The 23739-nt window shown below is 63.6% G+C and carries 23 protein-coding genes; 18 read left to right on the top strand and 5 right to left on the bottom strand.

The features are described from left to right. Positions 1-30: 30 nt before the first annotated feature. Positions 31-498, top strand: coding sequence for a VUT family protein (locus tag ACK2SD_RS19445; RefSeq protein ID WP_342649562.1), 468 nt, complete (start codon positions 31-33; stop codon positions 496-498). 86 nt (positions 499-584) lie between these two features. After that, the gene (gene purT / locus ACK2SD_RS19440) at positions 585-1766 is read left to right on the top strand and encodes a formate-dependent phosphoribosylglycinamide formyltransferase (RefSeq protein ID WP_412460612.1); all 1182 of its coding nucleotides are present in this window, start codon (positions 585-587) and stop codon (positions 1764-1766) included. Between the two features lie 147 nt (positions 1767-1913). Here the strand turns inward: purT and ACK2SD_RS19435 are convergent, their stop codons facing one another. From ACK2SD_RS19435 to ACK2SD_RS19425, 3 genes are all read right to left on the bottom strand, one after another. Beyond that, on the bottom strand, positions 1914-3218 hold the full coding sequence (locus ACK2SD_RS19435; protein WP_295484228.1) for an MFS transporter: 1305 nt from the start codon (positions 3216-3218) through the stop codon (positions 1914-1916). Positions 3219-3436: 218 nt separating this feature from the next. After that, complete coding sequence (locus ACK2SD_RS19430; RefSeq protein WP_295484230.1) at positions 3437-4642, bottom strand: transporter associated domain-containing protein; 1206 nt, start codon at positions 4640-4642, stop codon at positions 3437-3439. A gap of 9 nt (positions 4643-4651) precedes the next feature. Then, on the bottom strand, positions 4652-5461 hold the full coding sequence (locus ACK2SD_RS19425) for an inner membrane protein YpjD (RefSeq protein ID WP_029613350.1): 810 nt from the start codon (positions 5459-5461) through the stop codon (positions 4652-4654). A gap of 273 nt (positions 5462-5734) precedes the next feature. Here ACK2SD_RS19425 and ffh point away from each other — a divergent pair, with 273 nt between their 5' ends. The 11 genes from ffh (at position 5735) to ACK2SD_RS19370 (ending at position 15234) form a co-directional block, all read left to right on the top strand. Further along, on the top strand, positions 5735-7111 hold the full coding sequence (gene ffh, locus ACK2SD_RS19420; RefSeq protein ID WP_412460611.1) for a signal recognition particle protein: 1377 nt from the start codon (positions 5735-5737) through the stop codon (positions 7109-7111). Between the two features lie 244 nt (positions 7112-7355). Further along, on the top strand, positions 7356-7607 hold the full coding sequence (rpsP, locus tag ACK2SD_RS19415; protein WP_008094480.1) for a 30S ribosomal protein S16: 252 nt from the start codon (positions 7356-7358) through the stop codon (positions 7605-7607). Positions 7608-7612: 5 nt separating this feature from the next. Further along, positions 7613-8149, top strand: a complete 537-nt coding sequence (gene rimM, locus ACK2SD_RS19410) for a ribosome maturation factor RimM (protein WP_029613348.1) — start codon at positions 7613-7615, stop codon at positions 8147-8149. 3 nt (positions 8150-8152) lie between these two features. Further along, positions 8153-8905, top strand: coding sequence for a tRNA (guanosine(37)-N1)-methyltransferase TrmD (gene trmD, locus ACK2SD_RS19405; protein ID WP_029613347.1), 753 nt, complete (start codon positions 8153-8155; stop codon positions 8903-8905). 42 nt (positions 8906-8947) lie between these two features. Further along, entirely contained in the window at positions 8948-9298 is a 351-nt protein-coding gene (rplS, locus tag ACK2SD_RS19400) for a 50S ribosomal protein L19 (RefSeq protein ID WP_029613346.1), read from the top strand. 164 nt (positions 9299-9462) lie between these two features. Further along, positions 9463-10359, top strand: a complete 897-nt coding sequence (gene xerD / locus ACK2SD_RS19395; protein ID WP_412460610.1) for a site-specific tyrosine recombinase XerD — start codon at positions 9463-9465, stop codon at positions 10357-10359. A gap of 156 nt (positions 10360-10515) precedes the next feature. Then, on the top strand, positions 10516-11289 hold the full coding sequence (locus ACK2SD_RS19390; RefSeq protein WP_304483907.1) for a DsbC family protein: 774 nt from the start codon (positions 10516-10518) through the stop codon (positions 11287-11289). An 81-nt stretch (positions 11290-11370) separates the two neighbouring features. Then, entirely contained in the window at positions 11371-12675 is a 1305-nt protein-coding gene (locus tag ACK2SD_RS19385; RefSeq protein WP_039575764.1) for a homoserine dehydrogenase, read from the top strand. A 169-nt stretch (positions 12676-12844) separates the two neighbouring features. Further along, a complete protein-coding gene (gene thrC / locus ACK2SD_RS19380) occupies positions 12845-14254 on the top strand; it encodes a threonine synthase (RefSeq protein WP_039575767.1) in 1410 nt (469 codons plus the stop codon). 185 nt (positions 14255-14439) lie between these two features. Further along, positions 14440-14874, top strand: coding sequence for a hypothetical protein (locus ACK2SD_RS19375; protein WP_029613343.1), 435 nt, complete (start codon positions 14440-14442; stop codon positions 14872-14874). A gap of 78 nt (positions 14875-14952) precedes the next feature. Beyond that, positions 14953-15234 (top strand): DUF3509 domain-containing protein, encoded by a 282-nt coding sequence (locus tag ACK2SD_RS19370; RefSeq protein ID WP_412460609.1) that lies wholly within the window; start codon positions 14953-14955, stop codon positions 15232-15234. 127 nt (positions 15235-15361) lie between these two features. Here ACK2SD_RS19370 and ACK2SD_RS19365 read toward each other — a convergent pair whose 3' ends face one another. Then, on the bottom strand, positions 15362-16264 hold the full coding sequence (locus ACK2SD_RS19365) for a TIGR02285 family protein (RefSeq protein ID WP_412462343.1): 903 nt from the start codon (positions 16262-16264) through the stop codon (positions 15362-15364). Beyond that, positions 16261-17460 (bottom strand): CaiB/BaiF CoA transferase family protein, encoded by a 1200-nt coding sequence (locus tag ACK2SD_RS19360; RefSeq protein WP_412460608.1) that lies wholly within the window; start codon positions 17458-17460, stop codon positions 16261-16263. The genes ACK2SD_RS19365 and ACK2SD_RS19360 overlap by 4 nt, the downstream gene beginning before the upstream one ends. Before the next feature lie 172 nt (positions 17461-17632). On the opposite strand from ACK2SD_RS19360, the gene ACK2SD_RS19355 reads away from it, so the two are divergent. The 5 genes from ACK2SD_RS19355 (at position 17633) to ACK2SD_RS19335 (ending at position 23734) form a co-directional block, all read left to right on the top strand. Continuing rightward, on the top strand, positions 17633-18175 hold the full coding sequence (locus ACK2SD_RS19355; RefSeq protein WP_039575775.1) for a YaeQ family protein: 543 nt from the start codon (positions 17633-17635) through the stop codon (positions 18173-18175). Positions 18176-18202: 27 nt separating this feature from the next. Further along, on the top strand, positions 18203-19912 hold the full coding sequence (gene recJ / locus ACK2SD_RS19350; RefSeq protein WP_412460607.1) for a single-stranded-DNA-specific exonuclease RecJ: 1710 nt from the start codon (positions 18203-18205) through the stop codon (positions 19910-19912). A gap of 191 nt (positions 19913-20103) precedes the next feature. Further along, complete coding sequence (locus tag ACK2SD_RS19345) at positions 20104-21210, top strand: NADH:flavin oxidoreductase/NADH oxidase (protein WP_317871270.1); 1107 nt, start codon at positions 20104-20106, stop codon at positions 21208-21210. Positions 21211-21268: 58 nt separating this feature from the next. After that, complete coding sequence (locus tag ACK2SD_RS19340) at positions 21269-21985, top strand: tellurite resistance TerB family protein (protein WP_304483914.1); 717 nt, start codon at positions 21269-21271, stop codon at positions 21983-21985. Between the two features lie 186 nt (positions 21986-22171). Continuing rightward, positions 22172-23734, top strand: a complete 1563-nt coding sequence (locus tag ACK2SD_RS19335; RefSeq protein WP_412462342.1) for a methyl-accepting chemotaxis protein — start codon at positions 22172-22174, stop codon at positions 23732-23734. Positions 23735-23739: the final 5 nt, after the last annotated feature.

Genomic DNA, 23739 nt, shown 5'->3' with positions numbered 1-23739 from the left:
CTGTCCGGCTTGCCCACAGAATCTCCAGTCATGTTCTATCTCATCGCCTACATCAGCAGCGTGGTGCTGATCAACTACGCCTTCTCCAGTGCGCCGCACCTGGACGTGATCTGGTCCGCCTGGGGCGGGCTGGTGTTCATCCTGCGCGACATGGTCCAGACCCGCTTCGGCCATGGTGCCCTGATCGCCATGCTGGTCGCGCTGGTGCTGTCCTACGCCACCTCCGAACCGGCCATCGCCCTGGCCAGTGCCACGGCGTTCTTCGTGTCCGAGCTGATCGACTGGCTGGTGTTCAGCATCACCCGCAGGCCCCTGCGCGATCGCCTGTGGCTGAGCTCGGCCCTGAGCATTCCGGTGGACACGTTCATCTTCTTCGGCATGATCGGTGCGCTTACCCCAGCGGTGATCGGCACGGCCATGGCCTCCAAGTTCGCCGGGGTGACCGCAGTCTGGCTGATCATGGCCTGGCGTGCTCGCCGCTTGCTGGCAGCAGGTTGAAGCGCACGCGATTGATGTAGAATACCGGTCCTTTTTCAGCGGGCAGCCCCCTGCCGGCGCGCCCCGGACGCCTACGAGGACCTGAAATGACCCGTATCGGAACCCCATTGTCGCCCACCGCGACCCGCGTACTGCTGTGTGGCTGCGGCGAGCTGGGCAAGGAAGTGGTGATCGAGCTGCAGCGCCTGGGCGTCGAAGTGATTGCCGTGGACCGTTACGCCAATGCGCCGGCCATGCAGGTTGCCCACCGTAGCCACGTGATCAACATGCTCGATGGCGTCGCCCTGCGCGCTGTGATCGAAGCGGAAAAACCGCATTACATCGTGCCGGAGATCGAAGCCATCGCCACGGCCACGCTGGTGGAGCTGGAAAACGAAGGCTTCAACGTGGTGCCGACGGCCCGCGCCACCCAGTTGACCATGAACCGCGAAGGCATCCGCCGCCTGGCCGCCGAAGCGCTGGAGTTGCCGACCTCGCCGTATCACTTCGCCGACACCTATGAAGACTTCGCCAAGGGCGTGGCCGATGTGGGCTATCCGTGCGTGGTCAAGCCGGTCATGAGCTCGTCGGGCAAAGGCCAGAGCTTGCTGCGCAGCGATGCCGACCTGCAGAAAGCTTGGGATTACGCCCAAGAGGGCGGCCGTGCCGGCAAGGGCCGGGTAATCGTCGAGGGCTTCATCGATTTCGAGTATGAAATTACCCTGCTGACTGTCCGACACGTCGGCGGGACCACGTTCCTCGCGCCAGTCGGCCACCGTCAGGAGAAGGGCGACTATCAGGAGTCCTGGCAGCCCCAGGCCATGAGCCCGAAGGCCTTGGCCGAGTCGCAGCGCGTCGCGCAGGCGGTCACCGATGCGCTGGGCGGTCGTGGTCTGTTCGGGGTCGAGCTGTTCGTCAAGGGCGATCAGGTGTGGTTCAGCGAAGTGTCGCCGCGCCCTCACGACACCGGCCTGGTCACTCTGATTTCCCAGGATTTGTCGCAGTTCGCCCTGCATGCTCGCGCTATCCTGGGCCTGCCAATTCCGGTGGTCCGCCAGTTCGGCCCGTCGGCCTCGGCGGTGATCCTGCCGGAAGGTCAGTCGCAGCAGACCGCGTTCGCCAACCTCGGCGCCGCGCTGAGCGAGCCCGACACCGCCATTCGCCTGTTCGGCAAGCCGGAAATCAACGGCACCCGACGCATGGGCGTGTGCTTGGCACGCGACGAGTCGATCGAAGCCGCCCGCGCCAAGGCCACCCGCGCCGCCCAGGCAGTCCACGTCGACTTTTAAACCACGAGCGGCAAGCCGCTTGCCGCAAGCTACAAGCTACAAGCTACAAGCTACAAGCGGCAAGAAAGAGCGATCCGCGGCGTGTGCGGATCCTCTTGTAGCTTGTAGCTTGCCGCTTGCCGCTTGCAACTGGCCGCAGGCCCAGGCTTAAAGCTGCGTCTGCCGGGTCTCCTTCAGGCACAGTACCGCGATCACGCTGATGAGCGCGGCTGCCGACACATACCCGCCTACCCAACTCAATCCACCCAGGCTCACCAGCTTCTGGGCGAAGAATGGCGCGGCCGAGGCGCCGACGATGCCGCCCAGGTTGTAGGCCGCCGAGGCGCCGGTGTAGCGCACGTGGGTGGGGAACAGCTCTGGCAGCAAGGCCCCCATCGGTGCGAAGGTCACGCCCATCAGGAACAGCTCGAGGGCCAGGAACAGCGCCACGCCGGTCGTGGAGCCAGAGGTCAGCAGCGGCTCCATGGTGAAACCCGACGCGATCGCCAGCAGTCCGCCAATCACCAGCACCGGCTTGCGCCCGTAGCGATCGCTGAGCCAGGCCGACAGCGGTGTGGCCAGGGCCATGAACACCACGGCGAAGCACAGCAGGCCGAGGAAGGTCTCGCGGCTGTAGCCCAGCGTCGAGACGCCATAGCTGAGCGAGAACACCGTGGAGATGTAGAACAGTGCGTAGCACACCACCATCGCCGCCGCGCCGAGCAGGGTGGGGCGCCAGTGGTGGGCGAACAGGTCGACCACCGGCATCTTCACCCGCTCGTGACGCGCCACGGCCTTGGCGAACACTGGGCTTTCCTCGAGCTTGAGTCGCACATAGAGACCGACCAGCACCAGCGCCGCGCTGAGCAGGAAGGGAATGCGCCAGCCCCATTCACGGAATTGTTCGTCGCTGAGCAGCAAGGCCAGTGTCAGGAACAGGCCATTGGCGGCCAGGAAACCGATCGACGGCCCGAGCTGGGGAAACATGCCGAACCAGGCGCGCTTGCCTTCCGGCGCATTCTCGGTGGCCAGCAGCGCCGCGCCGCCCCATTCCCCGCCCAGCCCCAGGCCCTGGCCGAAGCGCAGTACACAGAGGATGATCGGTGCCCACACGCCGATGCTGTCGTAGCCAGGCAGCACGCCGATCAGGGTGGTCGATACGCCCATCAGCAGCAGCGAGGCCACCAGCGTCGACTTGCGTCCGATACGGTCGCCGAAGTGGCCGAACAGGGCCGAGCCCAGCGGGCGGGCGAGAAAGGCGATGCCGAAGGTGAGAAAGGCCGCCAGCATCTGCGCGGTGCCTGAGCCTGAGGGGAAGAATACCGGGCCGATGACCAGTGCCGCGGCAGTCGCATAGACGTAGAAATCGTAGAACTCGATGGCGGTGCCGATGAAGCTGGCGGTCGCCACGCGGGCAGGTGAATTGACCGGAGTCGCCGAGGCAGGCTCGGCGTAGGTGCTGCTGGTTGTCATGCGAAAGTCCCTGAGCAGTCGTTCGCGAGGCTGCACGCGCAGGCCACCGCGTATTATTGTGGTTCGCCAGGCTGACGAAGACCCAGGGATGGCAGGGTGCGGATGCTGTTCGGGGTAGATGGCAGGACCGCAGGCTCGTCAGCAGCGGACTGGCCGTGAGCCGCCGATGCGGATAGCGGGCGGGACGGCAGGGCTGGGTAAGCGTGGGCCGAGTATAGCTAGCGAGTGACGGCCCAGACCAGCACCTTGCTCGCACAGTTGTCTTCGATTTCGAGGATCTCCAGGCGATAGCGACCGATCTTCAGGCAGACCGCGCTGGGGGGAATGCTTTCCAGGGCTTCGGTGACCAGGCCGTTGAGGGTTTTCGGGCCGCCGTCGCAGGGCAGGTGCCAGCCGAGACTGCGGTTGAGCTCGCGCAACGAAGCGGTGCCATCGATGACGAAGCGGCCATCGACCTGCGGGTGAATGTGCGGATTGTCCAGGCCCTGCTCTTCCTCGAACTCGCCGACGATTTCTTCGAGGATGTCTTCGAGCGTCACCAGGCCCAGCACCTCGCCATATTCGTCCACCACCACACCCATGCGCCGCTGCTGCTTGTGGAAATTCAGCAATTGCAGATGCAGGGGCGTGCTTTCGGGGACGAAATAGGGGTCGTAGCAGGCGCTCTTCAGGCTCTCCAAGGTCAGCTCGGCGCTGGCCAGCAAGTGACTGATGAGCTTGGTGTTGAGGATGGCTTCGACCTGATTGATGTCGTTGTGATAGACCGGCAGCCGCGTGTGACGGCTGACAATCAATTGCCGGACGATCTGTTCGAGCGGGTCGTCGAGGTTGATGCCATCGACTTCGTTGCGTGGCACCAGGATGTCGTTGACAGTGATCTTGTCCAACGCTTGCAAGCCCTCGGCCAGGCCCTGGCGGGGTGCTTCGTGGGGCTCGTGTTCGTCGAAACGCTCCTCGTCCTGTGGGTGCAGGGCGACGGCGGCAGGCTGTACACGGAACGGGCGCAAAATGAGCTTGGCCATCCCGTCTAGCAGGCAGGCCAGTGGCTGCAGCAGCGTCAGTGGCAGTTTCAGCAGGCTGGCGCCGAGGCTGACGAAGGCTTGGGGGTTACGCCGGGCCAGGCGGCGCGGCAGGTACTCGGCCAGCACCAGCAGCGCCAGCGTGGCGCCGAGTCCGCCCAGCCAAAACCCGTGTTCGCCGCTATGGCGCTGGCCGATCAGGCAGGCCAGGCCCAGGACCAGCAATCGGCCCAGGCTGGCGCATAGCACCAAGGCCTGGGCGGGCAGGGCAGGGGCTGGCATGTCGTTGTGGCGGGGCTGGCCAAGCAGGTGCTGGCGGGCGGCGTCGACGGCGCTGAACAGCGCCGACCACAGCAGCGCCAGTGTCAGGGTGCCGAGCAGAGGGGCATACGGCAGAGTGTTCATGACCGCTCGTCAGATGTGCAGGATGAATTCGCGAACCAGCTTGCTGCCGAAATAGGCCAGCATCAGCAGGCAGAAACCGGCCAGCGTCCAGCGGATTGCCTTGTGTCCGCGCCAGCCCAGGCGGGTGCGTCCCCAGAGCAGCACGCTGAACACGATCCACGCCAGGCACGACAACGAGGTCTTGTGCACCAGGTGCTGGGCGAACAGGTTGTCCAGGAACAGCCAGCCGGAAATCAGCGACAGCGACAGCAAGATCCACCCGGCCCAGAGGAAGCCGAACAGCAGGCTTTCCATGGTCTGCAGCGGCGGGAAGTTACGGATCAGTCCGGAGGGGTGCTTGTGCTTGAGCTGGTGATCCTGCAACAGCAACAGCAGCGACTGCACCACGGCGATGGTGAACAGGCCGTAGGCGAGGATCGACAACAGGATGTGCGCAAGGATGCCGGGCTCTTCGTTGACCAGTGGCACCGTACCGGCCGGCGCGAACTGCGACAGCAACGCAGTGATGGCGCCGAGCGGGAACAGCAGGACCAGCAGGTTCTCCACCGGAATGCTCAGGCAAGCCAGCAAGGTGAGTGCAATGACCGCCGTGGCGATCAGGCTGGCCGCACTGAAGAAGTCGAGGCTCAGCCCCAGCGGGGTGAGCAACTGGAAGAACAAGGCGCTGCCTTGGGCAAGCACGGCGACCACGCCCAGCAAGCCGAGCAGCCGTTTGTCCGCTTTGTTGCCCTGTGCCAGGCGCGTGCCCTGATGGACGGTCGCGGCGATGTAGAGAATGGCTGCGATCAGGTTGGGGATGAGGCTGGGTGAGGAGAGCATAGGTCCTGGGAGGCGAGCCCTTAAAGGAGGGGAGTTTCGCACCGTCAAGCCGCAAGCTGCAAGCTTCAAGAAGCCGCGGGCTTCAAGCTTGGAGCGGCAAGCAGGAGCGGATCGCGCCAAACTCGCTTGCCGCTTGCCGCTTGCCGCTTGCCGCTTGCCGCTTCGCGCCTTCGTTGCTCTCCGTTATACTGCCCGGCTTGCTGTGCCCTCGGCGTGCGATCTTTGCCGGGGCGCCTGAACAACCTCGGCTTCACTGGGCCTGAAAGGATCACCATGTTCGAAAACCTGACCGACCGTCTGTCACAGACGCTGCGCCATGTCACCGGCAAGGCCAAGCTGACCGAAGAGAACATCAAGGACACCCTGCGCGAAGTGCGCATGGCCCTGCTCGAGGCCGATGTCGCCCTGCCGGTGGTCAAGGACTTCGTCAACAGCATCAAGGAACGTGCAGTCGGCACCGAAGTGTCGCGCAGCCTCACCCCGGGCCAGGCTTTCGTGAAGATCGTCCAGGCCGAGCTCGAAAGCCTGATGGGCGCGGCCAACGAAGACCTGGCGCTCAATGCAGCCCCGCCGGCCGTGGTGCTGATGGCCGGTCTGCAAGGTGCGGGCAAGACCACCACTGCCGGCAAGCTGGCGCGCTTTCTCAAGGAGCGCAAGAAGAAGAGCGTGATGGTGGTGTCCGCCGACGTCTACCGTCCCGCGGCGATCAAGCAGCTCGAAACCCTGGCCAACGACATCGGCGTGACCTTCTTCCCGTCCGATATCAGCCAGAGGCCGGTGGATATCGCCGAGGCGGCGATTCGCGAAGCCAAGATCAAGTTCATCGACGTGGTCATTCTCGACACCGCCGGTCGTCTGCACATCGACGCCGACATGATGGACGAGATCAAGGCCCTGCATGCCGCGGTCAAGCCGGTGGAAACCCTGTTCGTGGTCGACGCCATGACCGGCCAGGACGCCGCCAACACCGCCAAGGCGTTCGGCGAAGCGCTGCCGCTGACCGGCGTGGTGCTGACCAAGGTCGACGGTGACGCCCGCGGCGGTGCCGCGCTGTCGGTGCGTGCCATTACCGGCAAGCCGATCAAGTTCATCGGCATGGGCGAGAAGAGCGAGGCGCTCGAGCCGTTCCATCCCGACCGCATCGCTTCGCGCATCCTCGGTATGGGCGATGTGCTCAGCCTGATCGAGCAGGCCGAGCAGAACATCGACAAGGCCAAGGCCGACAAACTCGCCAAGAAGCTGAAGAAGGGCAAGGGCTTCGACCTCGAAGACTTCCGCGACCAGCTGCAGCAGATGAAGAACATGGGCGGCCTGGGCGGCTTGATGGACAAGCTGCCGAGCATCGGCGGGGTCAATCTGTCGCAGATGGGCAATGCCCAGGGCGCGGCCGAGAAGCAGTTCAAGCAGATGGAAGCGATCATCAATTCCATGACCCCGGCCGAGCGCCGCGATCCCGACCTGATCAGCGGGTCGCGCAAGCGTCGCATCGCCATGGGTTCCGGCACCCAGGTGCAGGACATCGGCCGGCTGATCAAGCAGCACAAGCAGATGCAGAAGATGATGAAGAAATTCTCCGCCAAAGGCGGCATGGCCAAGATGATGCGCGGCCTGGGCGGGATGCTGCCCGGTGGCGGTATGCCGAAACTGTAAGGAATCCGATCGGCTGCTCGCCTCGCGCGGCAGCCGATCCGACCCCGCTTCGGCGGGAAAACCGGCCGCCTCAGCGCGGCTTAACCGGCAGGTCTGGCCGGCATTGCAAGGCTTTTGCGAAAAAGCCATTTGCAAATGTCCGTGTATTCCCCGAGAATATGCGGCCTTTTGGGCACCCGTGTGCCTATTTGGCATTCAGATTTGCAGCACCGACTGCAGTACCGACTATAGGAACGATGTTCACATGGTAACCATTCGTCTGGCCCGTGGCGGCTCGAAAAAGCGCCCCTTCTACCACCTGACCGTGACCAACTCGCGTAACGCCCGTGACGGCCGTTTCGTTGAGCGCGTAGGCTTCTTCAACCCGATCGCATCGGGCGCCGAAGTCAAGCTGTCGGTCAACCAGGAACGCGTCACCTACTGGCTGAGCCAGGGCGCGCAGCCGTCTGAGCGTGTTGCTCAGCTGCTGAAGGACGCTGCCAAGGCCGCCGCCTGAGCAGTATGAACGCGACGCCAGAAAAGCCTGACGATCTCATCGTCGTCGGCAAGATTTTTTCGGTTCACGGCGTTCGCGGCGAGGTGAAGGTGTATTCCTTTACCGATCCGATTGAAAACCTGTTGGATTATCCGCGCTGGACGCTCAGGCACGAAGGCAAGGTAAAACAGGTCGAGCTGGTCAACGGTCGTGGCTCCCAGAAGGGCCTGGTCGTGAAGTTGAAAGGTCTCGAGGATCGTGATGAAGCCCGTCTTCTGAGCGGTTACGAAATCTGCATACCGCGGAGCCTTTTGCCCAACCTGGCCGCTGACGAGTACTACTGGTACCAGTTGGTGGGTCTGAAGGTCATCAACCAGGACGAACAGCTGTTCGGCAAGGTCGATCACCTGTTGGAGACCGGTGCGAACGATGTCATGGTGGTCAAGCCTTGCGCTGGCAGCCTGGACGATCGCGAGCGTTTGTTGCCCTATACGGCGCAATGCGTGCTGGCCATCGACCTGGAAGCAGGCGTGATGCGAGTCGAATGGGACGCGGATTTCTAGACGATGGGTAACCTTCGCGTAGAAGTCGTGACGTTGTTCCCGGAGATGTTCTCGGCCATCACGGAGTACGGCATTACCAGCCGCGCGGTGAAACAGGGGTTGCTTCAGGTGACCTGCTGGAATCCGCGGGACTACACCACGGATCGTCACCATACGGTGGATGATCGGCCTTTTGGCGGTGGTCCGGGCATGGTGATGAAAATCAAGCCTCTGGAAGACGCCCTGGCCAGTGCCAGGCAAGCGACCGGAGCAGCGGCGAAGGTGATCTACCTCTCGCCACAAGGCCGCAAGCTGACTCAGCAGGCGGTCAAAGGTCTGGCCGAACAGGAATCGTTGATCCTGATCGCGGGCCGTTACGAAGGCATCGACGAGCGCTTTATCGAGGCTCATGTCGATGAGGAGTGGTCGATTGGCGACTATGTGCTTTCCGGTGGCGAGCTGCCGGCCATGGTGTTGATCGATGCGGTTACACGGCTGCTGCCCGGAGCTTTAGGGCATGTGGACTCGGCGGAGGAAGACTCCTTCACCGACGGTCTGCTCGATTGCCCGCACTACACCCGACCTGAGGTGTATGCGGATCAGCGTGTACCCGACGTGTTGCTCAGTGGCAACCATGCACACATCCGGCGTTGGAGAATGAAGCAGTCCCTTGGTAGGACCTTCGAACGACGCGCCGATCTTCTGGAAAGTCGCTCGCTTTCTGGAGAAGAGAAGAAGCTGCTCGAGGAATACCTCCGCGAGCGGGACGATAGTTAAACGTATCGATGGTGGATCGCGTATCCATCTTAGGAGCACAGCATGACCAACAAGATCATCCAGCAGCTCGAAGCCGAGCAGATGAGCAAGGAAATCCCAGCCTTCGCACCCGGCGACACCATTGTCGTCCAGGTCAAAGTGAAGGAAGGTGAGCGTTCCCGTCTGCAGGCGTTCGAAGGCGTCGTCATCGCCAAGCGTAACCGCGGTCTGAACAGCGCCTTCACCGTGCGCAAGATCTCCAGCGGCGTTGGCGTCGAGCGTACCTTCCAGACCTACAGCCCGCAGATCGACAGCCTGGCCGTGAAACGTCGTGGTGACGTGCGTAAAGCCAAGCTGTACTACCTGCGCGACCTGTCCGGCAAAGCCGCTCGCATCAAGGAAAAACTGTCCTGAGTGCAGTTTGACCGGTGGCCTCGGCCACCTTGCGAGAGAAAGAGCAGCCTTCGGGCTGCTTTTTTGCGTTCTGCGTCCGTGAAAAGATGTGTCGCCAGGCCATTGCAGACAAGCGTTGTCCCGTGTGGAAGACTAGGCGCACTTTTTCGCCACAGACCCGTTAAATGCCTGCTCTGGCCCACCCGCTGATCGACCAATTCCTCGATGCCCTCTGGCTGGAAAAAGGACTTTCGGACAATACCCGTGTTTCCTACCGCAGTGATCTGGCCCTGTTCAACGGTTGGCTGCAGGAGCAGGGCCTGGCCTTGCCCGAGGCGGGCCGTGCCGCCATCCTCGATCACCTTGCCTGGCGTCTGGACCAGGGTTACAAGCCACGCTCCACCGCCCGCTTTCTGTCCGGAGTACGGGGTTTCTATCGCTATCTGCTGCGCGAGAAGCTGATTGCCCTCGATCCCACCTTGCAGGTGGACATGCCGCAACTGGGCCGACCGTTGCCCAAGTCGCTGTCGGAAGCGGATGTCGAGGCCCTGCTCAAGGCGCCGGATCTGGGTGAGGCCATCGGCCAGCGTGACCGCGCCATGCTCGAGGTGTTGTATGCCTGCGGCCTGCGGGTGACTGAGTTGGTCAGCCTGACCTTGGACCAGGTCAACCTCAGGCAAGGCGTCTTGCGGGTGATGGGCAAGGGCAGCAAGGAGCGCTTGGTGCCGATGGGTGAGGAAGCGGTGCTGTGGATCGAGCGCTACCTGCGCGGTGGCCGCGCCGATCTGCTCAACGGTCGTCCCAGCGACGTGCTGTTTCCCAGCCTGCGTGGAGAGGAAATGACCCGGCAGACCTTCTGGCACCGTATCAAGCACCATGCGCGCGTGGCCGGGATCGACAAGCCGCTGTCGCCGCACACCTTGCGCCATGCCTTCGCCACGCATTTGCTCAACCACGGCGCCGACCTGCGCGTGGTGCAAATGCTGCTGGGCCACAGCGACCTGTCCACCACGCAGATCTACACCCATGTGGCCAAGGCGCGCTTGCAGCAGTTGCACGCCCAGCACCACCCGCGTGGATGAATGATCCTCATGTTCCGCTCGGCGGCTTTCCAGACACTGATTTCGTCCCCGCCTGATGTGGTAGTCTTGGGCGGTTTGCATCAGGGACCGCTCTAGTCGCCGCGCTTTTCCCGCAGGCGATGTCCTCCGGTCCCCGTCCGTCTTCAGGAGTACCCCATGCGCGTGACCCAGATTTTTGCCGCCGCCGCTCTGGCGTTGGCCAGTACCTTTGCCGCCGCCGCGGCCACCGAGGCCAGTGCCGGTGCCAACGCAGGCGCCGAGCAGGCCATTCGCAACACGCTCAAGACCCTTGAACTGGAAGTGCCGATCGAGAGCGTCTCCAACAGCCCGGTCGGTGGTCTGTACGAAGTCAAGCTACAAGGCGGTCGGGTGCTCTATGCCAGTGGTGACGGCCAGTACGTCATGCAGGGTTACCTGTATCAACTGCAGGACGGCAAGCCGGTCAATCTCACCGAGAAGACCGAGCGCCAAGGCATCGCCAAGCTGATCAACGGCATTCCCAAGGCTGAAATGGTCGTTTATCCGGCCAAGGGCGAAACCCGCTCGCACATCACCGTGTTCACCGACACCACGTGCCCGTACTGCCACAAGCTGCATGCTGAGGTACCGGAGCTGAACAAGCGCGGTATCGAGGTGCGGTACGTGGCCTTCCCGCGCCAAGGCCTGGGCTCGCCGGGTGACGAGCAGTTGCAGGCCGTGTGGTGCTCCAGCGATCGCGTCGCGGCGATGGACAAGATGGTCGATGGCAAGGAAATCAAGGCGGCCAAGTGCGCCAACCCGGTCAGCAAACAGTTCCACCTCGGCCAGTCGATCGGCGTCAACGGTACGCCAGCGATCGTGCTCGAAAGCGGTCAGGTGATTCCGGGCTACCAGCCGGCACCGCAAGTGGCCAAGCTGGCGTTGGCCGGCCAGGCGCAAGCGGCCAAGTAATTCATTCAGTACGCCGTCGTCATGGGGTGACGGCATGTTTCACGGTCGGCACAGTGCCGGTCGTTCTATGGGGAGTTCACAGTGAAACCGGTCAAAGTAGGCATCTGTGGGTTGGGGACCGTCGGTGGCGGTACCTTCAATGTGCTTCAGCGCAACGCCGAGGAGATCGCCCGCCGTGCCGGGCGCGGTATTGAAGTGGCCCAGATCGCCATGCGCTCGCAGAACCCGAACTGCCAGATTACCGGTACCCCCATTACCGCTGATGTGTTCGACGTTGCGACCAACCCTGAGATCGACATCGTCATCGAGCTGATCGGTGGCTATACCATTGCCCGCGATCTGGTGCTCAAGGCCATCGAAAACGGCAAGCACGTGGTTACGGCCAACAAGGCGCTGATTGCCGTCCACGGCAACGAGATCTTCGCCAAAGCCCGCGAAAAGGGCGTGATCGTCGCCTTCGAAGCCGCAGTCGCTGGTGGCATTCCGGTGATCAAGGCCATTCGCGAGGGGCTGTCGGCCAACCGTATCAATTGGCTGGCCGGCATCATCAACGGCACCGGCAACTTCATCCTCACCGAAATGCGCGAGAAGGGCCGTGCCTTCCCTGATGTGCTGGCTGAGGCCCAGGCGCTGGGCTATGCCGAGGCCGATCCGACCTTCGATGTCGAGGGCATCGATGCTGCGCACAAGCTGACCATCCTGGCGTCCATCGCCTTTGGCATTCCGCTGCAGTTCGACAAGGCCTATACCGAAGGCATCACCCGTCTGACCACCGCCGACGTCAACTACGCCGAGGCCCTGGGCTATCGCATCAAGCACCTGGGCGTGGCGCGCCGTACCGCCGATGGCATCGAGCTGCGCGTCCACCCGACCCTGATTCCCAGCGACCGCCTGATCGCCAACGTCAACGGCGTGATGAACGCGGTGATGGTCAACGGCGATGCCGCCGGCTCGACCTTGTACTACGGCGCCGGTGCCGGCATGGAGCCGACCGCCTCTTCGGTGGTCGCCGACCTGGTCGATGTGGTGCGCGCCATGACCGCCGACCCGGAGAACCGCGTCCCGCACCTGGCGTTCCAGCCCGACTCGCTGTCGGCGCATCCGATCCTGCCGATCGAGGCCTGCGAAAGCGCCTACTACCTGCGCATCCAGGCCAAGGATCACCCGGGCGTGTTGGCCCAGGTGGCGAGCATCCTTTCCGAGCGTGGCATCAACATAGAGTCGATCATGCAGAAGGAAGCCGAGGAGCAGGATGGCCTGGTGCCGATGATCCTGCTCACTCACCGGGTCATCGAACAGCGCATCGACGACGCCATCGTCGCCCTGGAAGCGCTGCAGGACGTGGTCGGCAGCGTGGTACGCATCCGCGTCGAACAGCTCAATTAAGCGGCAAGCCTCACGCTGCGAGCTGCCAGTAAAAGCGGCGCGGTGTTGAGGCTTTCAATAGAGTCCATTCGCGGCAAAGGTGAGAAGCACGGCGCGAGACCAACGCCAATCGGCTTTTTCTCGTGGCTTGACGCTTACAGCTTGCAGCTCAAATGAAAGGTTTGCACCCATGCGCTATATCAGTACTCGGGGCCAGGCTCCGGCGTTGAATTTCGAAGACGTTCTGCTGGCGGGCCTCGCCAGCGACGGCGGCCTGTACGTACCGGAAAACCTGCCGCGCTTCACCCAGGAAGAGATCGCTTCCTGGGCCGGCCTGCCGTATCACGAGCTGGCGTTCCGCGTGATGCGCCCCTTCGTGGCGGGCAGCATCGCCGATGCCGATTTCAAGAAGATTCTCGAGGAAACCTACGGCGTCTTCGCCCACGCCGCGGTGGCGCCGCTGCGCCAGCTCAATGGCAATGAGTGGGTGATGGAGCTGTTCCACGGCCCGACCCTGGCGTTCAAGGATTTCGCCCTGCAACTGCTGGGTCGTCTGCTCGACCACGTCTTGCTCAAGCGTGGCGAGCGCGTGGTGATCGTCGGCGCCACCAGCGGCGACACCGGCTCGGCTGCCATCGAAGGCTGCCGCCGCTGCGACAACGTCGACATCTTCATCCTGCACCCGCACCAGCGTGTGTCGGAAGTCCAGCGCCGTCAGATGACCACCATCCTGGGCGACAACATCCACAACATCGCCATCGAGGGCAACTTCGACGACTGCCAGGAGATGGTCAAGGCGAGTTTCGCCGACCAGTCCTTCCTCAAAGGCACCCGGCTGGTGGCGGTCAATTCGATCAACTGGGCGCGGATCATGGCCCAGATCGTCTACTACTTCCATGCGGCGCTGCAGCTGGGTGGCCCGGCCCGTTCCGTGGCATTCTCGGTGCCGACCGGCAATTTCGGCGACATCTTCGCCGGTTACCTGGCGCGCAACATGGGCCTGCCGATCAGCCAGCTGGTCGTGGCGACCAACCGCAATGACATCCTGCACCGCTTCATGAGCGGCAACCAGTACGTCAAGGACGCCCTGCACCCGACCCTGTCGCCGTCGATGGACATCATGGTCTCGTCGAACTTCGAGCGCCTGCTGTTCGACCTGCATGGTCGTAATGGCGCGGCGATTGCCGAGTTGATGGCCAACTTCAAGCAAGGCGGCGGTTTCAGCGTCGAGCAGGACCGCTGGACCGAGGCGCGCAAGCTGTTCGACTCACTGGCGGTGAGCGACGAGCAGACGTGCGACACCATTGCCGAGGTGTTCAAGGCCACCGGCGAGGTGCTCGATCCGCACACTGCAATCGGTGTCAAGGCCGCTCGCGAGTGCCGCCGTAGCCTGGATACGCCGATGGTGGTGCTGGGCACTGCACACCCGGTGAAGTTCCCCGAGGCGGTCGAGCAGGCGGGCGTCGGCAAGGCGCTGGAGTTGCCGGTGCACCTGAGCGACCTGTTCAGCCGTGAGGAGCGTTGCACGGTGCTGGCCAACGATCTGAAAGCGGTCCAGGCGTTCGTCAGCCAGCACGGTAATCGCGGCAAGCCGCTGTAAGGCGTTTTGGTCGAGAGGCCAAGCGGGGCAAGTCGGTCATCCGGCTTGCCCCGTTTTCGTTCGAATGGAGGGGGTTCTGCGAAGATTCATCCTGCACTATCAGTTTCTTCCTATAGGAGTTTCTGTATCGCCTTTCTAGAGTGGGCGCCCTGTCCACCAGGGCCAGCAGCCCTCAGGAGCGGCTCATGCAGCGCCTCGATCTTCTCGTCGTCCAGTCCCGTCCCTCTCACCAGATCACCCTCCACCAAGCCTGCAACGCGCTGGGCGTGTTCAAGGTGCGGGTGGTCAACGACCTGCACAACGCCAAGGCGAGTCTGGCCCAAGCGCCGGATGCGGTGCTCATCGATCATGGCATGCCCACCCTGGCCGTTCAGGCGCTATTGAAAAGCATCGTGCGTCAAGGGCAAGTGCGTGCGGTGCTGTTCATCGGCGCGCCACCGGCGGGGGCTCCGAACCTGTCCGTGGAAGCCTGGCGCAGAGGGTTGTGGGTGGTCGCCAACCTTTCCTGGCCGCTCTCGATGCCGGCCTTGCACGCTGCGCTGTTGCGCTTGCGTCCGGCGATCGGTGGGCTGCAGACGCGGGATATCGAAACTGTCACCTCCAGCCTCCATGCTCGATGACGCGGCGACCGTCAAGCGAACTTTCCGCTTCGCTTGGCGGTCAGTTTCGTTAGGTTACCGACAAAGCGAGTACGCCGGATGGAAAGAATCTGCACCCTGCTCAATGATGCCCTGTCCCCCTATCAGGTCCAGCTCGATGCCGTGGACGCCAGCGGCCACCGCCAGTTGAGCGTCGTCGACATGCGCGGCACATCCGTGCTGCGGCGCTCGGTCAGCCTGTTGCAGTTGCAGGATCAGCGGCTGCTGGTGGATCTGGTGGACGGTCTGCACCGCGACCTGCAGATCGTCGAAGGCCGCTTGCAGCCGTGCGTGATCGCGGCGCTGCGTCAGCCTGTGCAAGCTCAGGGAACCTTCGCGTAAGCGCCCCGTCACATTTCTTGACCCTGTGGTGATACTGCTTTGCTCCGGTGGTATCGACCCAGGGCGCGAGGCCCGCAAGGCCTTTGCTTGACCCCGTTGGCTGTGCGACAGCCTGCGGGGTTTCTTTTTAGCGATCAGCGCTGTGGGCGGCGTCCGGTGGCTGCTCTGCTTGCAACAGCCGCTGCGCCTGTTTCAGGTAGTGTTCGCGCAGTTCGGGATCCAGCCATCGGGCATAGCGCTCAAGCAGCTCCGCTGAGCGCAGATGGGGCAGGAGTCGGTCGATCTTGGCGATGGCCTCTCGACCTGCCGGGGTGTCGGAGCAACCGACGTGGATCAGTTGATAGCGTTTGGCGCCCTTGATCGAGAGAAACGCATACGCGTCCAACGCGTTGCCTTGCTGTTGAAGCAGATAGCGTGCTTCAGGCCAGTAACCCAATACCACGTGCAACCGACCCAACTGCTGCATCTGCAATAGATTGGCGGTGGCATCGTTGCCGTAGTGCCGACTCAACGCCGAGTCAGGCAACTGACTGAGGATCGCATCGGTTTCCTGCCCGTAACTGCGGCCGGCGACGACGCCCAGTTTCAGACCCGGCGCGCCGAGCAATTGCGTGAGGTCCACGGAGGTCTGGCCTGCGGACAGGTTCAGCGCTGCCAGATCCTGTCTGCGTATGATCACGCCACTGCTCACGATCGGTAGCAAAGGCTGGGAAAATTTCGCGAAGCTGGCCCGCTCCGGTGTCCACAGCAGCGTCGGATCGCAGGTGAGGGTAGGGTCCTGCAGCATCTGGATGCCACGCGGGCGGTTGACGCGCACGATGCTGTGTTGGTACTCCGGCAACTGCTCGATCAACTGGGGTAGCAGGCTGTCGATCACACCCTGACCTTTTTCCGTGCCTTCGTATATGGTAAACGGCGGCAGGTCACGCACCAACCAGGTCAGGCGCTCACCCGCCTTCGCAGGTTGCAGCGCCAGTAGCGGCAGGATGCACAGCAGCAGGCGCTGCGCGGCCCTTTGAAGTTGAATCAGATGGCCCCCTGTTCGCGCAGTCGGGCAATGTCGGCCTCGCTGTAGCCCAGGCGGGTCAGCAGCGTGACGGTGTGCTCGCCAAGGGCCGGCCCCACCCATTCGGTAGAGCCGGGCGTGTCCGAAAGCTTGGGAACGATGCCTGGCATCTTGAACGGCTTGCCGTCTGGCAGCCGAGCCTGGACGAACATTTCCCGAGCGAGAAACTGCGGGTCGTGGAACATGTCTTCGGCTGAATAGATGCGACTGGCGGGCACACCGGCATCGTTCAGCACCTGCATCACCTGATCCAGCGGCAAACCGTTGACCCAACGGTCGATCACGCCATACAACTCGTCGCGGCGCAGGTCGCGACCGTCATTGCTGGAAAGAGTGGGATCGTCGGCAAGGTCGTTACGGCCGATGGCCTGCATGAAGCGCTTGAAGATCGCATCGCCATTGGCGCCGATCTGCACATGGCGGCCGTCGGCACTGGTGTGGATACACGACGGGGTGATGCCCGGCATGATGTTGCCGGTGCGTTCGCGGATGAAACCGAACACGTCGAACTCCGGCACCATGCTTTCCATCATGGCGAAGATCGCTTCGTACAAGGCCACGTCCACCACCTGTCCCTGGCCACCGTTGACTTCCCGATGACGCAAGGCCATCAGCGCACCGATCACGCCCCACAAGGCGGCGATCGAGTCGCCGATGGAGATGCCCGTACGCACCGGTGGTCGGTCGTCGAAGCCGGTGATGTAGCGCAGGCCGCCCATGGACTCGCCGACCGCACCGAAGCCGGGCTGGTCCTTCATCGGCCCGCTCTGGCCGAAGCCGGAAAGGCGGACCATTACCAGCCGCGGGTTGAGGGCGTGCAGCACGTCCCAGCCCAGGCCGAGTTTTTCCAGCACGCCGGGGCGGAAGTTCTCGATCAGGATGTCGGCCTCGGCCAGCAGCCGCTTGAGCACCTCGCGACCCTCCGGGTCTTTGAGATTCAGGGTGAGCGACTGTTTGTTGCGCGCCTGCACGAACCACCACAACGACGTGCCCTCGTAGAGCTTGCGCCACTTGCGCAGCGGATCGCCGCCGTCGGGCGATTCGACCTTGATCACCTCGGCACCGAACTCGGCGCAGATGCGCGAGGCGAAGGGCCCGGCGATCAGGGTACCGAGCTCGATCACCTTGAGGCCGGCGAGGGGTTTGGCAGGACTGGACATGGTGGATCCGTGACGGCTGAAAAGAGGGCTTGGTTTTATCACAGCTGGCTCGATGCAGGTAATGGCTCGCGACAGCGGTTGCGTGCCTGTGCGCAATGGCGGACGACACGAGCCCCTCTGCGCACGCGGATCGGGTAAACTCTCCGACTTTCTTCGAAGAAGCCTCTGCCCCATGGCCCAGCCGTCCACCACCTACAAGTTCGAACTCAATCTCACCGACCTCGACCGTGGCGTGTACGAAAACGTACGCCGGACCATCGCCCGTCATCCGTCCGAGACCGAGGAGCGCATGGCTGTTCGCTTGCTGGCCTACGCGCTCTGGTACAACGAACAGTTGGCCTTCGGGCGCGGTCTGTCGGACGTCGATGAGGCTGCGGTGTGGGAGAAGAGCCTGGATGATCGGATCCTGCATTGGATCGAAGTGGGCCAGCCCGATGCCGATCGCCTGACCTGGTGCTCGCGTCGCACCGAGCGCACCAGCCTGCTGGCCTACGGCAGCCTGCGGGTGTGGGAGGGCAAGGTGGTGCCGGCGGTCAAGGGCCTGAAGAACCTGAGCATCGCAGCGGTGCCGCAAGAGGTGCTGGATGTGCTGGCCACCGACATGCCGCGCACCATCAAGTGGGACGTGATGATCAGCGAAGGCACGCTCTTCGTGACCGACGACCGGGGTCAGCACGAAGTCCAACTGCAGTGGCTGCTCGGCGAGCGCGGCTGACCTGATTCGACCTGACTGAAGAGCCCCATGCGCATCGAGCCCCGCCCCCTGCCTGCAACCCTGCCATTTCTCGGCCAACTGCCGCCCCTGCTGACCCGTCTGTACGCCGCCCGTGGTGTGCAGAGTGAACTGGAGTTGGACAAGAGCCTGGCGCGCTTGCTGCCCTATCAGCAGCTCAAGGGCATCGACGCTGCCGTGGACCTGCTGGTGGAGGCCCTGGACCGGCGCCAGCGCATCCTCATCGTCGGCGACTTCGACGCTGATGGCGCTACAGCCAGCACCGTCGGCGTGCTCGGCCTGCGTCTGCTGGGTGCAGCCCAGGTCGATTACCTGGTGCCTAATCGCTTCGAGTACGGTTACGGCCTGACGCCGGAAATCGTCGAGGTGGCGCTGCAGCGCGAGCCGCACCTGCTGGTGACGGTGGACAACGGGATCTCCAGCGTCGAAGGCGTCGCTGCGGCGAAGGCGGCCGGGCTCAAGGTGCTGGTCACCGACCACCACTTGCCGGGCGAGCAGTTGCCGCAGGCCGATGCCATCGTCAACCCGAACCAGCCCGGTTGCACCTTCCCCAGCAAATCGCTGGCCGGGGTGGGGGTGATCTTCTACGTGCTCATGGCGCTGCGCGCGCGCTTGCGCAGCCTGGGGCGCTACGAGACCCAGGCGCAACCGAACATCGGGGAGTTGCTCGATCTGGTGGCCCTGGGCAGCGTCGCCGATGTGGTGCCGCTGGATGCCAACAACCGCATCCTGGTTCACCAGGGACTCGAGCGCATCCGTGCGGGCCGTGCCCGGCCAGGCCTGAAGGCCATCCTTGAGGTCGCGCGGCGCGATCACCGGCGCATCACCTCAACCGACCTGGGCTTCATTCTCGGGCCTCGGCTCAATGCAGCGGGGCGTCTGGACGACATGAGCCTGGGCATCGAATGCCTGCTCTGCGAAGACCCCGCCACGGCGTTGGACATGGCTGCGCAACTGGATGGGCTCAACCAGGACCGCAAGTCCATCGAACAAGGCATGCAGCGCGAAGCGTTGGCCCAGCTCAAGGACCTGCCGCTCGACGCCATGCCCTATGGGCTATGCCTGTTCGACGCCGAATGGCACCAGGGCGTGATCGGCATCCTCGCCTCGCGCTTGAAGGAGCGCTATCACCGTCCGACCATCGCCTTCGCCGACGCCGGCGAAGGCATGCTCAAGGGCTCGGCGCGCTCGGTGCCGGGGTTTCACATTCGCGATGCCCTGGATGCGGTGGCGGCGCGGCACCCCCAGTTGATCAGCAAGTTCGGCGGACATGCCATGGCGGCAGGCTTGTCGCTGCCGGCTGAGCACTTCTCGGTATTCGCCGAGGCGTTCGACCAGGAGGTGCGACGCCAATTGGATGAGGACGATCTGACCGGTCGGTTGTTGTCCGACGGCAGCCTGGCGGTCGAGGAGTTCCACCTCGACCTTGCCCGCGCCCTGCGTAATGCCGGCCCCTGGGGGCAGCATTTTCCCGAGCCGTTGTTCCACGGCGTGTTCGAGTTGGTGGAGCAACGGGTGGTCGGCGAGCGCCATCTGAAAGTGGTGCTCAAGAGCGAGTGCGGTTCGCTGCGTCTTGACGGCATCGCTTTCAGCGTCGATCGCGAGGTATGGCCCAACCCGACGGTGCGCTGGGTGGAGCTGGCCTACAAACTGGATGTGAACGAGTTTCGCGGCAACGAAAGTGTGCAGTTGATGATTGCGCATATGGAGCCGCGCTGAGGGCTCGGCGCATTCGCTCGGGATGGCGGCGCCAGGTCGCGACCGATGACCGTGCAGGTGCCATGGCCTGAATTTTCGGGAACCGATCCCCAGGGTAATCTGGTCTAGTCTCAAGGAACGCCGGTAACGGTCCAGGATCGCACCACAGCGTCTGGGCCGGACCGTCATTGCAGACCTTCGGAGGCCCTCCCATGAGCATGCTGCTTGAGCCCTACACCCTGCGTCAGCTGACGTTGCCCAATCGCATCGCCGTTTCGCCGATGTGCCAGTACTCGAGCGTCGATGGCCTGGCCAACGACTGGCACCTGGTCCACCTGGGCAGTCGCGCTGTCGGCGGCGCTGGCCTGGTGATCACGGAGGCCGTCGCTGTGACCGCCGACGGACGCATCACCGCAGAAGACCTTGGGTTGTGGAACGACGAACAGATCGCTGCGCTGCAACGCATCACCCGTTTCATCACCGCCCAGGGCGCGGTTCCAGGTATCCAGTTGGCCCACGCCGGGCGCAAGGCCAGTACCCATCGGCCCTGGCTCGGCAAGCACGGCAGCGTCGCGCCGCAGGACGGTGGATGGCAGCCGGTGGGGCCGTCGAAGATCGCCTTCGACCCCCAGCACACCGCACCGCGCGAACTGAGCCACGATGACATCCAGGAGGTCGTCGAGGCGTTCGTGGAGGCCGCGCGGCGCGCCCTGGCCGCGGGCTTCAAAGTGGTGGAATTGCACGCCGCCCACGGCTACCTGCTGCATCAATTCCTCTCGCCATTGAGCAATCAGCGCTGTGACGACTATGGCAGTTCCTTCGACAACCGCATCCGCCTGACCTTGCAGGTGACCGAAGCGGTGCGCGAGGTCTGGCCCAAGGAACTGCCGCTGTTCGTACGAGTGTCGGCCACCGATTGGGTCGAGGATGGCTGGAACCCTGACGAGACGGTGGAGCTGGCGCGCCGGCTGCGGGCGCTGGGAGTGGACCTGATCGATGTGTCCTCTGGCGGCACCTCGGTCAACGCCGAGATTCCCACCGGGCCCGGTTATCAGACGCGCTTCGCCGAACGGGTGCGCAAGGAGTCGGAAATCGCCACCGGCACCGTCGGCATGATCACCGAACCGGCCCAGGCCGAGCACATCCTGCGCACCGGTCAGGCCGACCTGATCTTCCTGGCCCGTGAGCTGCTGCGCGACCCTTACTGGCCGCTGCATGCCGACGATGACCTGGGCGGCAACAAGGCGACCTGGCCTGCCCAGTACCAGCGCGCCACCCATCGCGCCAACCCGATTCACGAGTCGGATTTGCGCGATTAAGCCTGGATTCAGACTGCGGTCGTAATCTGGTGCTTTCCTGTCCTTGAGGGTTCGCCAGATGAATACCCGTGGTCTGCTCGATCAATTGCTCAAATCCGGTCAATCGCTGCTGCAGAATTCGTCGGGCAAGCCCGGTACCGGCAAGGTGCCGGGGCTCGGCGATCTGCTCGGCGGCAAGGCCGGCGGCCTGGGAGGCCTGGTTTCCGGCGCCGGTGGCGGCGCGTTGGCTGCCGGGGCCATGGGCCTGCTGATGGGCAACAAGAAGGTGCGCAAGGTCGGTGGCAAGGTGCTGACCTACGGTGGCCTCGCCGCATTGGGCGTGCTGGCCTACAAGGCCTACGGCAACTGGCAGGCGCGCCAGGGCCAGGGCGACGCTGGCGAGCCGCAGACGCTCGACCGACTGCCGCCAGCCCAGGCCGAGCAACACAGCCAGGCCGTACTCAAGGCCCTGGTGGCCGCCGCCAAGGCCGATGGCCATATCGATGCGCGTGAGCGTGAGCTGATCGAGGGCGAGTTCACGCGCCTGGACAGCGACCCAGAGCTGCAGCGCTGGTTGCAGGGCGAACTGAACAAGCCGCTCGATCCGGCAGAGGTGGCGCGTGCGGCGCAAACGCCGGAGATGGCCGCCGAGATGTACTTGGCCAGCGTGATGATGGTCGATCAGGAGCACTTCATGGAACGTGCTTACCTCGACGAATTGGCTCGCCAACTGCGCCTGGAACCCGCATTGCGCGAGGAACTTGAACTGCAGGTCAGGCAGGTATCGACATCCTGAGATGGCTTTTAGCTACCCATCGGGCACGGAAGCCCGGTAAGCCTTCAATTCTCCCGATAAAGCGTCAGGCGCCTGGGCTATACTTCGACGATTTTCCCGCTCGTGAAGCTTTCCTGAGGGCTGATTGTGAAGAACTGGACCTTGCGCCAACGGATCCTGGCAAGCTTTGCCGTGATCATCGCCATCATGCTGTTGATGATCGTGGCCGCCTACTCGCGTTTGGTGACCATCGAGTCCAGCGAGGAAGCGGTGGGGTCCGACAGCATTCCCGGCATCTACTACAGTTCGATGATCCGCAGCGCCTGGGTCGACAGCTACGTCGCGACCCAGCAGTTGGTCGGCCTGTCCGAGCACCGCGAGCTGAGCTCGGCCGACGCCGAGCTGTTCAAGGGCTTCCACGACCGGCTCAAAGAGCAGATGGCCAACTACCAGGGCACCATCCAGGATGCCCAGGATCAAGCCTCCTTCGATACCTTCGTGGGGCTTGAACAAGCGTACGAGAAAGCCATCGATCAGGTGCTGGGTGCCTATCGAGCAGGGAACTATGCCGAAGCCGAGCGCCTGATCATCGAGGTGCTGACGCCGGCCTGGACCGCTGGCCGCAAGCACCTGAACACGGTCATCGACCGCAACACCGAAGCAGCCAATGCCGCCACGCGGGACATCGTCGATGCGGTGGCCACGGCCAAGGTGAGCATGGTGGTATCGCTGATCCTGGCGATTCTCGCCGCCGGCATCTGCGGCCTGCTGCTGATGCGGGTCATCAGCGCGCCCATGCGCAGCATCGTGCAGGCCCTGGACAAACTCAGTTCGGGCGACCTCAGCGTGCGCCTGAGCATGGCGCGCAAGGATGAGTTCGGCGCCATCGAGACCGGCTTCAACGACATGGCCGAGGCATTGGCCAACCTGGTCGCCCAGGCCCAGCGCTCGTCGGTCCAGGTCACGACTTCGGTCACCGAGATTGCTGCCACCTCCAAGCAGCAACAGGCCACCGCCACCGAAACCGCAGCCACCACCACTGAAATCGGCGCGACCTCGCGCGAGATCGCCGCGACCTCTCGCGACCTGGTGCGCACCATGACCGAGGTCACCAGCGCCGCCGATCAGGCCTCCAGCCTGGCCGGCTCCGGTCAGCAAGGTCTGGCGCGGATGGAGGAAACCATGCACCAGGTGATGGGCGCGGCCGACCTGGTCAACGCCAAGCTGGGCATCCTCAACGAGAAGGCCGGCAACATCAATCAGGTGGTGGTGACCATCGTCAAGGTGGCCGACCAGACCAACCTGCTGTCGCTCAATGCCGCCATCGAAGCCGAGAAGGCCGGTGAGTATGGCCGTGGCTTCGCCGTGGTGGCCACTGAGGTGCGTCGCCTGGCCGATCAGACCGCGGTGGCCACCTACGACATCGAGCAGATGGTGCGCGAGATCCAGTCTGCGGTGTCGGCTGGGGTCATGGGCATGGACAAGTTCTCCGAAGAAGTGCGCCGCGGCATGTTTGAGGTGCAGCAGGTGGGCGAGCAGCTCACCCAGATCATCCATCAGGTGCAGGCCCTGGCGCCGCGCGTGCTGATGGTCAACGAAGGCATGCAGGCGCAAGCCACCGGTGCCGAGCAGATCAACCAGGCGCTGGCTCAGTTGAGCGATGCCAGCACGCAAACGGTCGAGTCGCTGCGTCAGGCCAGCTTCGCCATCGACGAATTGAGTCAGGTGGCAACCGGACTGCGCGGCGGCGTCTCGCGCTTCAAAGTCTGACGACG

The organism is Pseudomonas sp. SC11 (assembly GCF_047039205.1).
Lineage (GTDB): Bacteria > Pseudomonadota > Gammaproteobacteria > Pseudomonadales > Pseudomonadaceae > Aquipseudomonas > Aquipseudomonas boreofloridensis.
This window is presented reverse-complemented; position numbering and strand designations above follow the sequence as displayed.

Bases quoted from the DNA above. Each gene is read 5' to 3' on its own strand.
- ACK2SD_RS19445 (WP_342649562.1), top strand. From the start codon at position 31: ATGTTCTATCTCATCGCCTACATCAGCAGCGTGGTGCTGATCAACTAC.
- purT (WP_412460612.1), top strand. From the start codon at position 585: ATGACCCGTATCGGAACCCCATTGTCGCCCACCGCGACCCGCGTACTG.
- ACK2SD_RS19435 (WP_295484228.1), bottom strand. From the start codon at position 3,218: ATGACAACCAGCAGCACCTACGCCGAGCCTGCCTCGGCGACTCCGGTC.
- ACK2SD_RS19430 (WP_295484230.1), bottom strand. From the start codon at position 4,642: ATGAACACTCTGCCGTATGCCCCTCTGCTCGGCACCCTGACACTGGCG.
- ACK2SD_RS19425 (WP_029613350.1), bottom strand. From the start codon at position 5,461: ATGCTCTCCTCACCCAGCCTCATCCCCAACCTGATCGCAGCCATTCTC.
- ffh (WP_412460611.1), top strand. From the start codon at position 5,735: ATGTTCGAAAACCTGACCGACCGTCTGTCACAGACGCTGCGCCATGTC.
- rpsP (WP_008094480.1), top strand. From the start codon at position 7,356: ATGGTAACCATTCGTCTGGCCCGTGGCGGCTCGAAAAAGCGCCCCTTC.
- rimM (WP_029613348.1), top strand. From the start codon at position 7,613: ATGAACGCGACGCCAGAAAAGCCTGACGATCTCATCGTCGTCGGCAAG.
- trmD (WP_029613347.1), top strand. From the start codon at position 8,153: ATGGGTAACCTTCGCGTAGAAGTCGTGACGTTGTTCCCGGAGATGTTC.
- rplS (WP_029613346.1), top strand. From the start codon at position 8,948: ATGACCAACAAGATCATCCAGCAGCTCGAAGCCGAGCAGATGAGCAAG.
- xerD (WP_412460610.1), top strand. From the start codon at position 9,463: ATGCCTGCTCTGGCCCACCCGCTGATCGACCAATTCCTCGATGCCCTC.
- ACK2SD_RS19390 (WP_304483907.1), top strand. From the start codon at position 10,516: ATGCGCGTGACCCAGATTTTTGCCGCCGCCGCTCTGGCGTTGGCCAGT.
- thrC (WP_039575767.1), top strand. From the start codon at position 12,845: ATGCGCTATATCAGTACTCGGGGCCAGGCTCCGGCGTTGAATTTCGAA.
- ACK2SD_RS19375 (WP_029613343.1), top strand. From the start codon at position 14,440: ATGCAGCGCCTCGATCTTCTCGTCGTCCAGTCCCGTCCCTCTCACCAG.
- ACK2SD_RS19370 (WP_412460609.1), top strand. From the start codon at position 14,953: ATGGAAAGAATCTGCACCCTGCTCAATGATGCCCTGTCCCCCTATCAG.
- ACK2SD_RS19360 (WP_412460608.1), bottom strand. From the start codon at position 17,460: ATGTCCAGTCCTGCCAAACCCCTCGCCGGCCTCAAGGTGATCGAGCTC.
- ACK2SD_RS19355 (WP_039575775.1), top strand. From the start codon at position 17,633: ATGGCCCAGCCGTCCACCACCTACAAGTTCGAACTCAATCTCACCGAC.
- recJ (WP_412460607.1), top strand. From the start codon at position 18,203: ATGCGCATCGAGCCCCGCCCCCTGCCTGCAACCCTGCCATTTCTCGGC.
- ACK2SD_RS19345 (WP_317871270.1), top strand. From the start codon at position 20,104: ATGAGCATGCTGCTTGAGCCCTACACCCTGCGTCAGCTGACGTTGCCC.
- ACK2SD_RS19340 (WP_304483914.1), top strand. From the start codon at position 21,269: ATGAATACCCGTGGTCTGCTCGATCAATTGCTCAAATCCGGTCAATCG.
- ACK2SD_RS19335 (WP_412462342.1), top strand. From the start codon at position 22,172: ATGCTGTTGATGATCGTGGCCGCCTACTCGCGTTTGGTGACCATCGAG.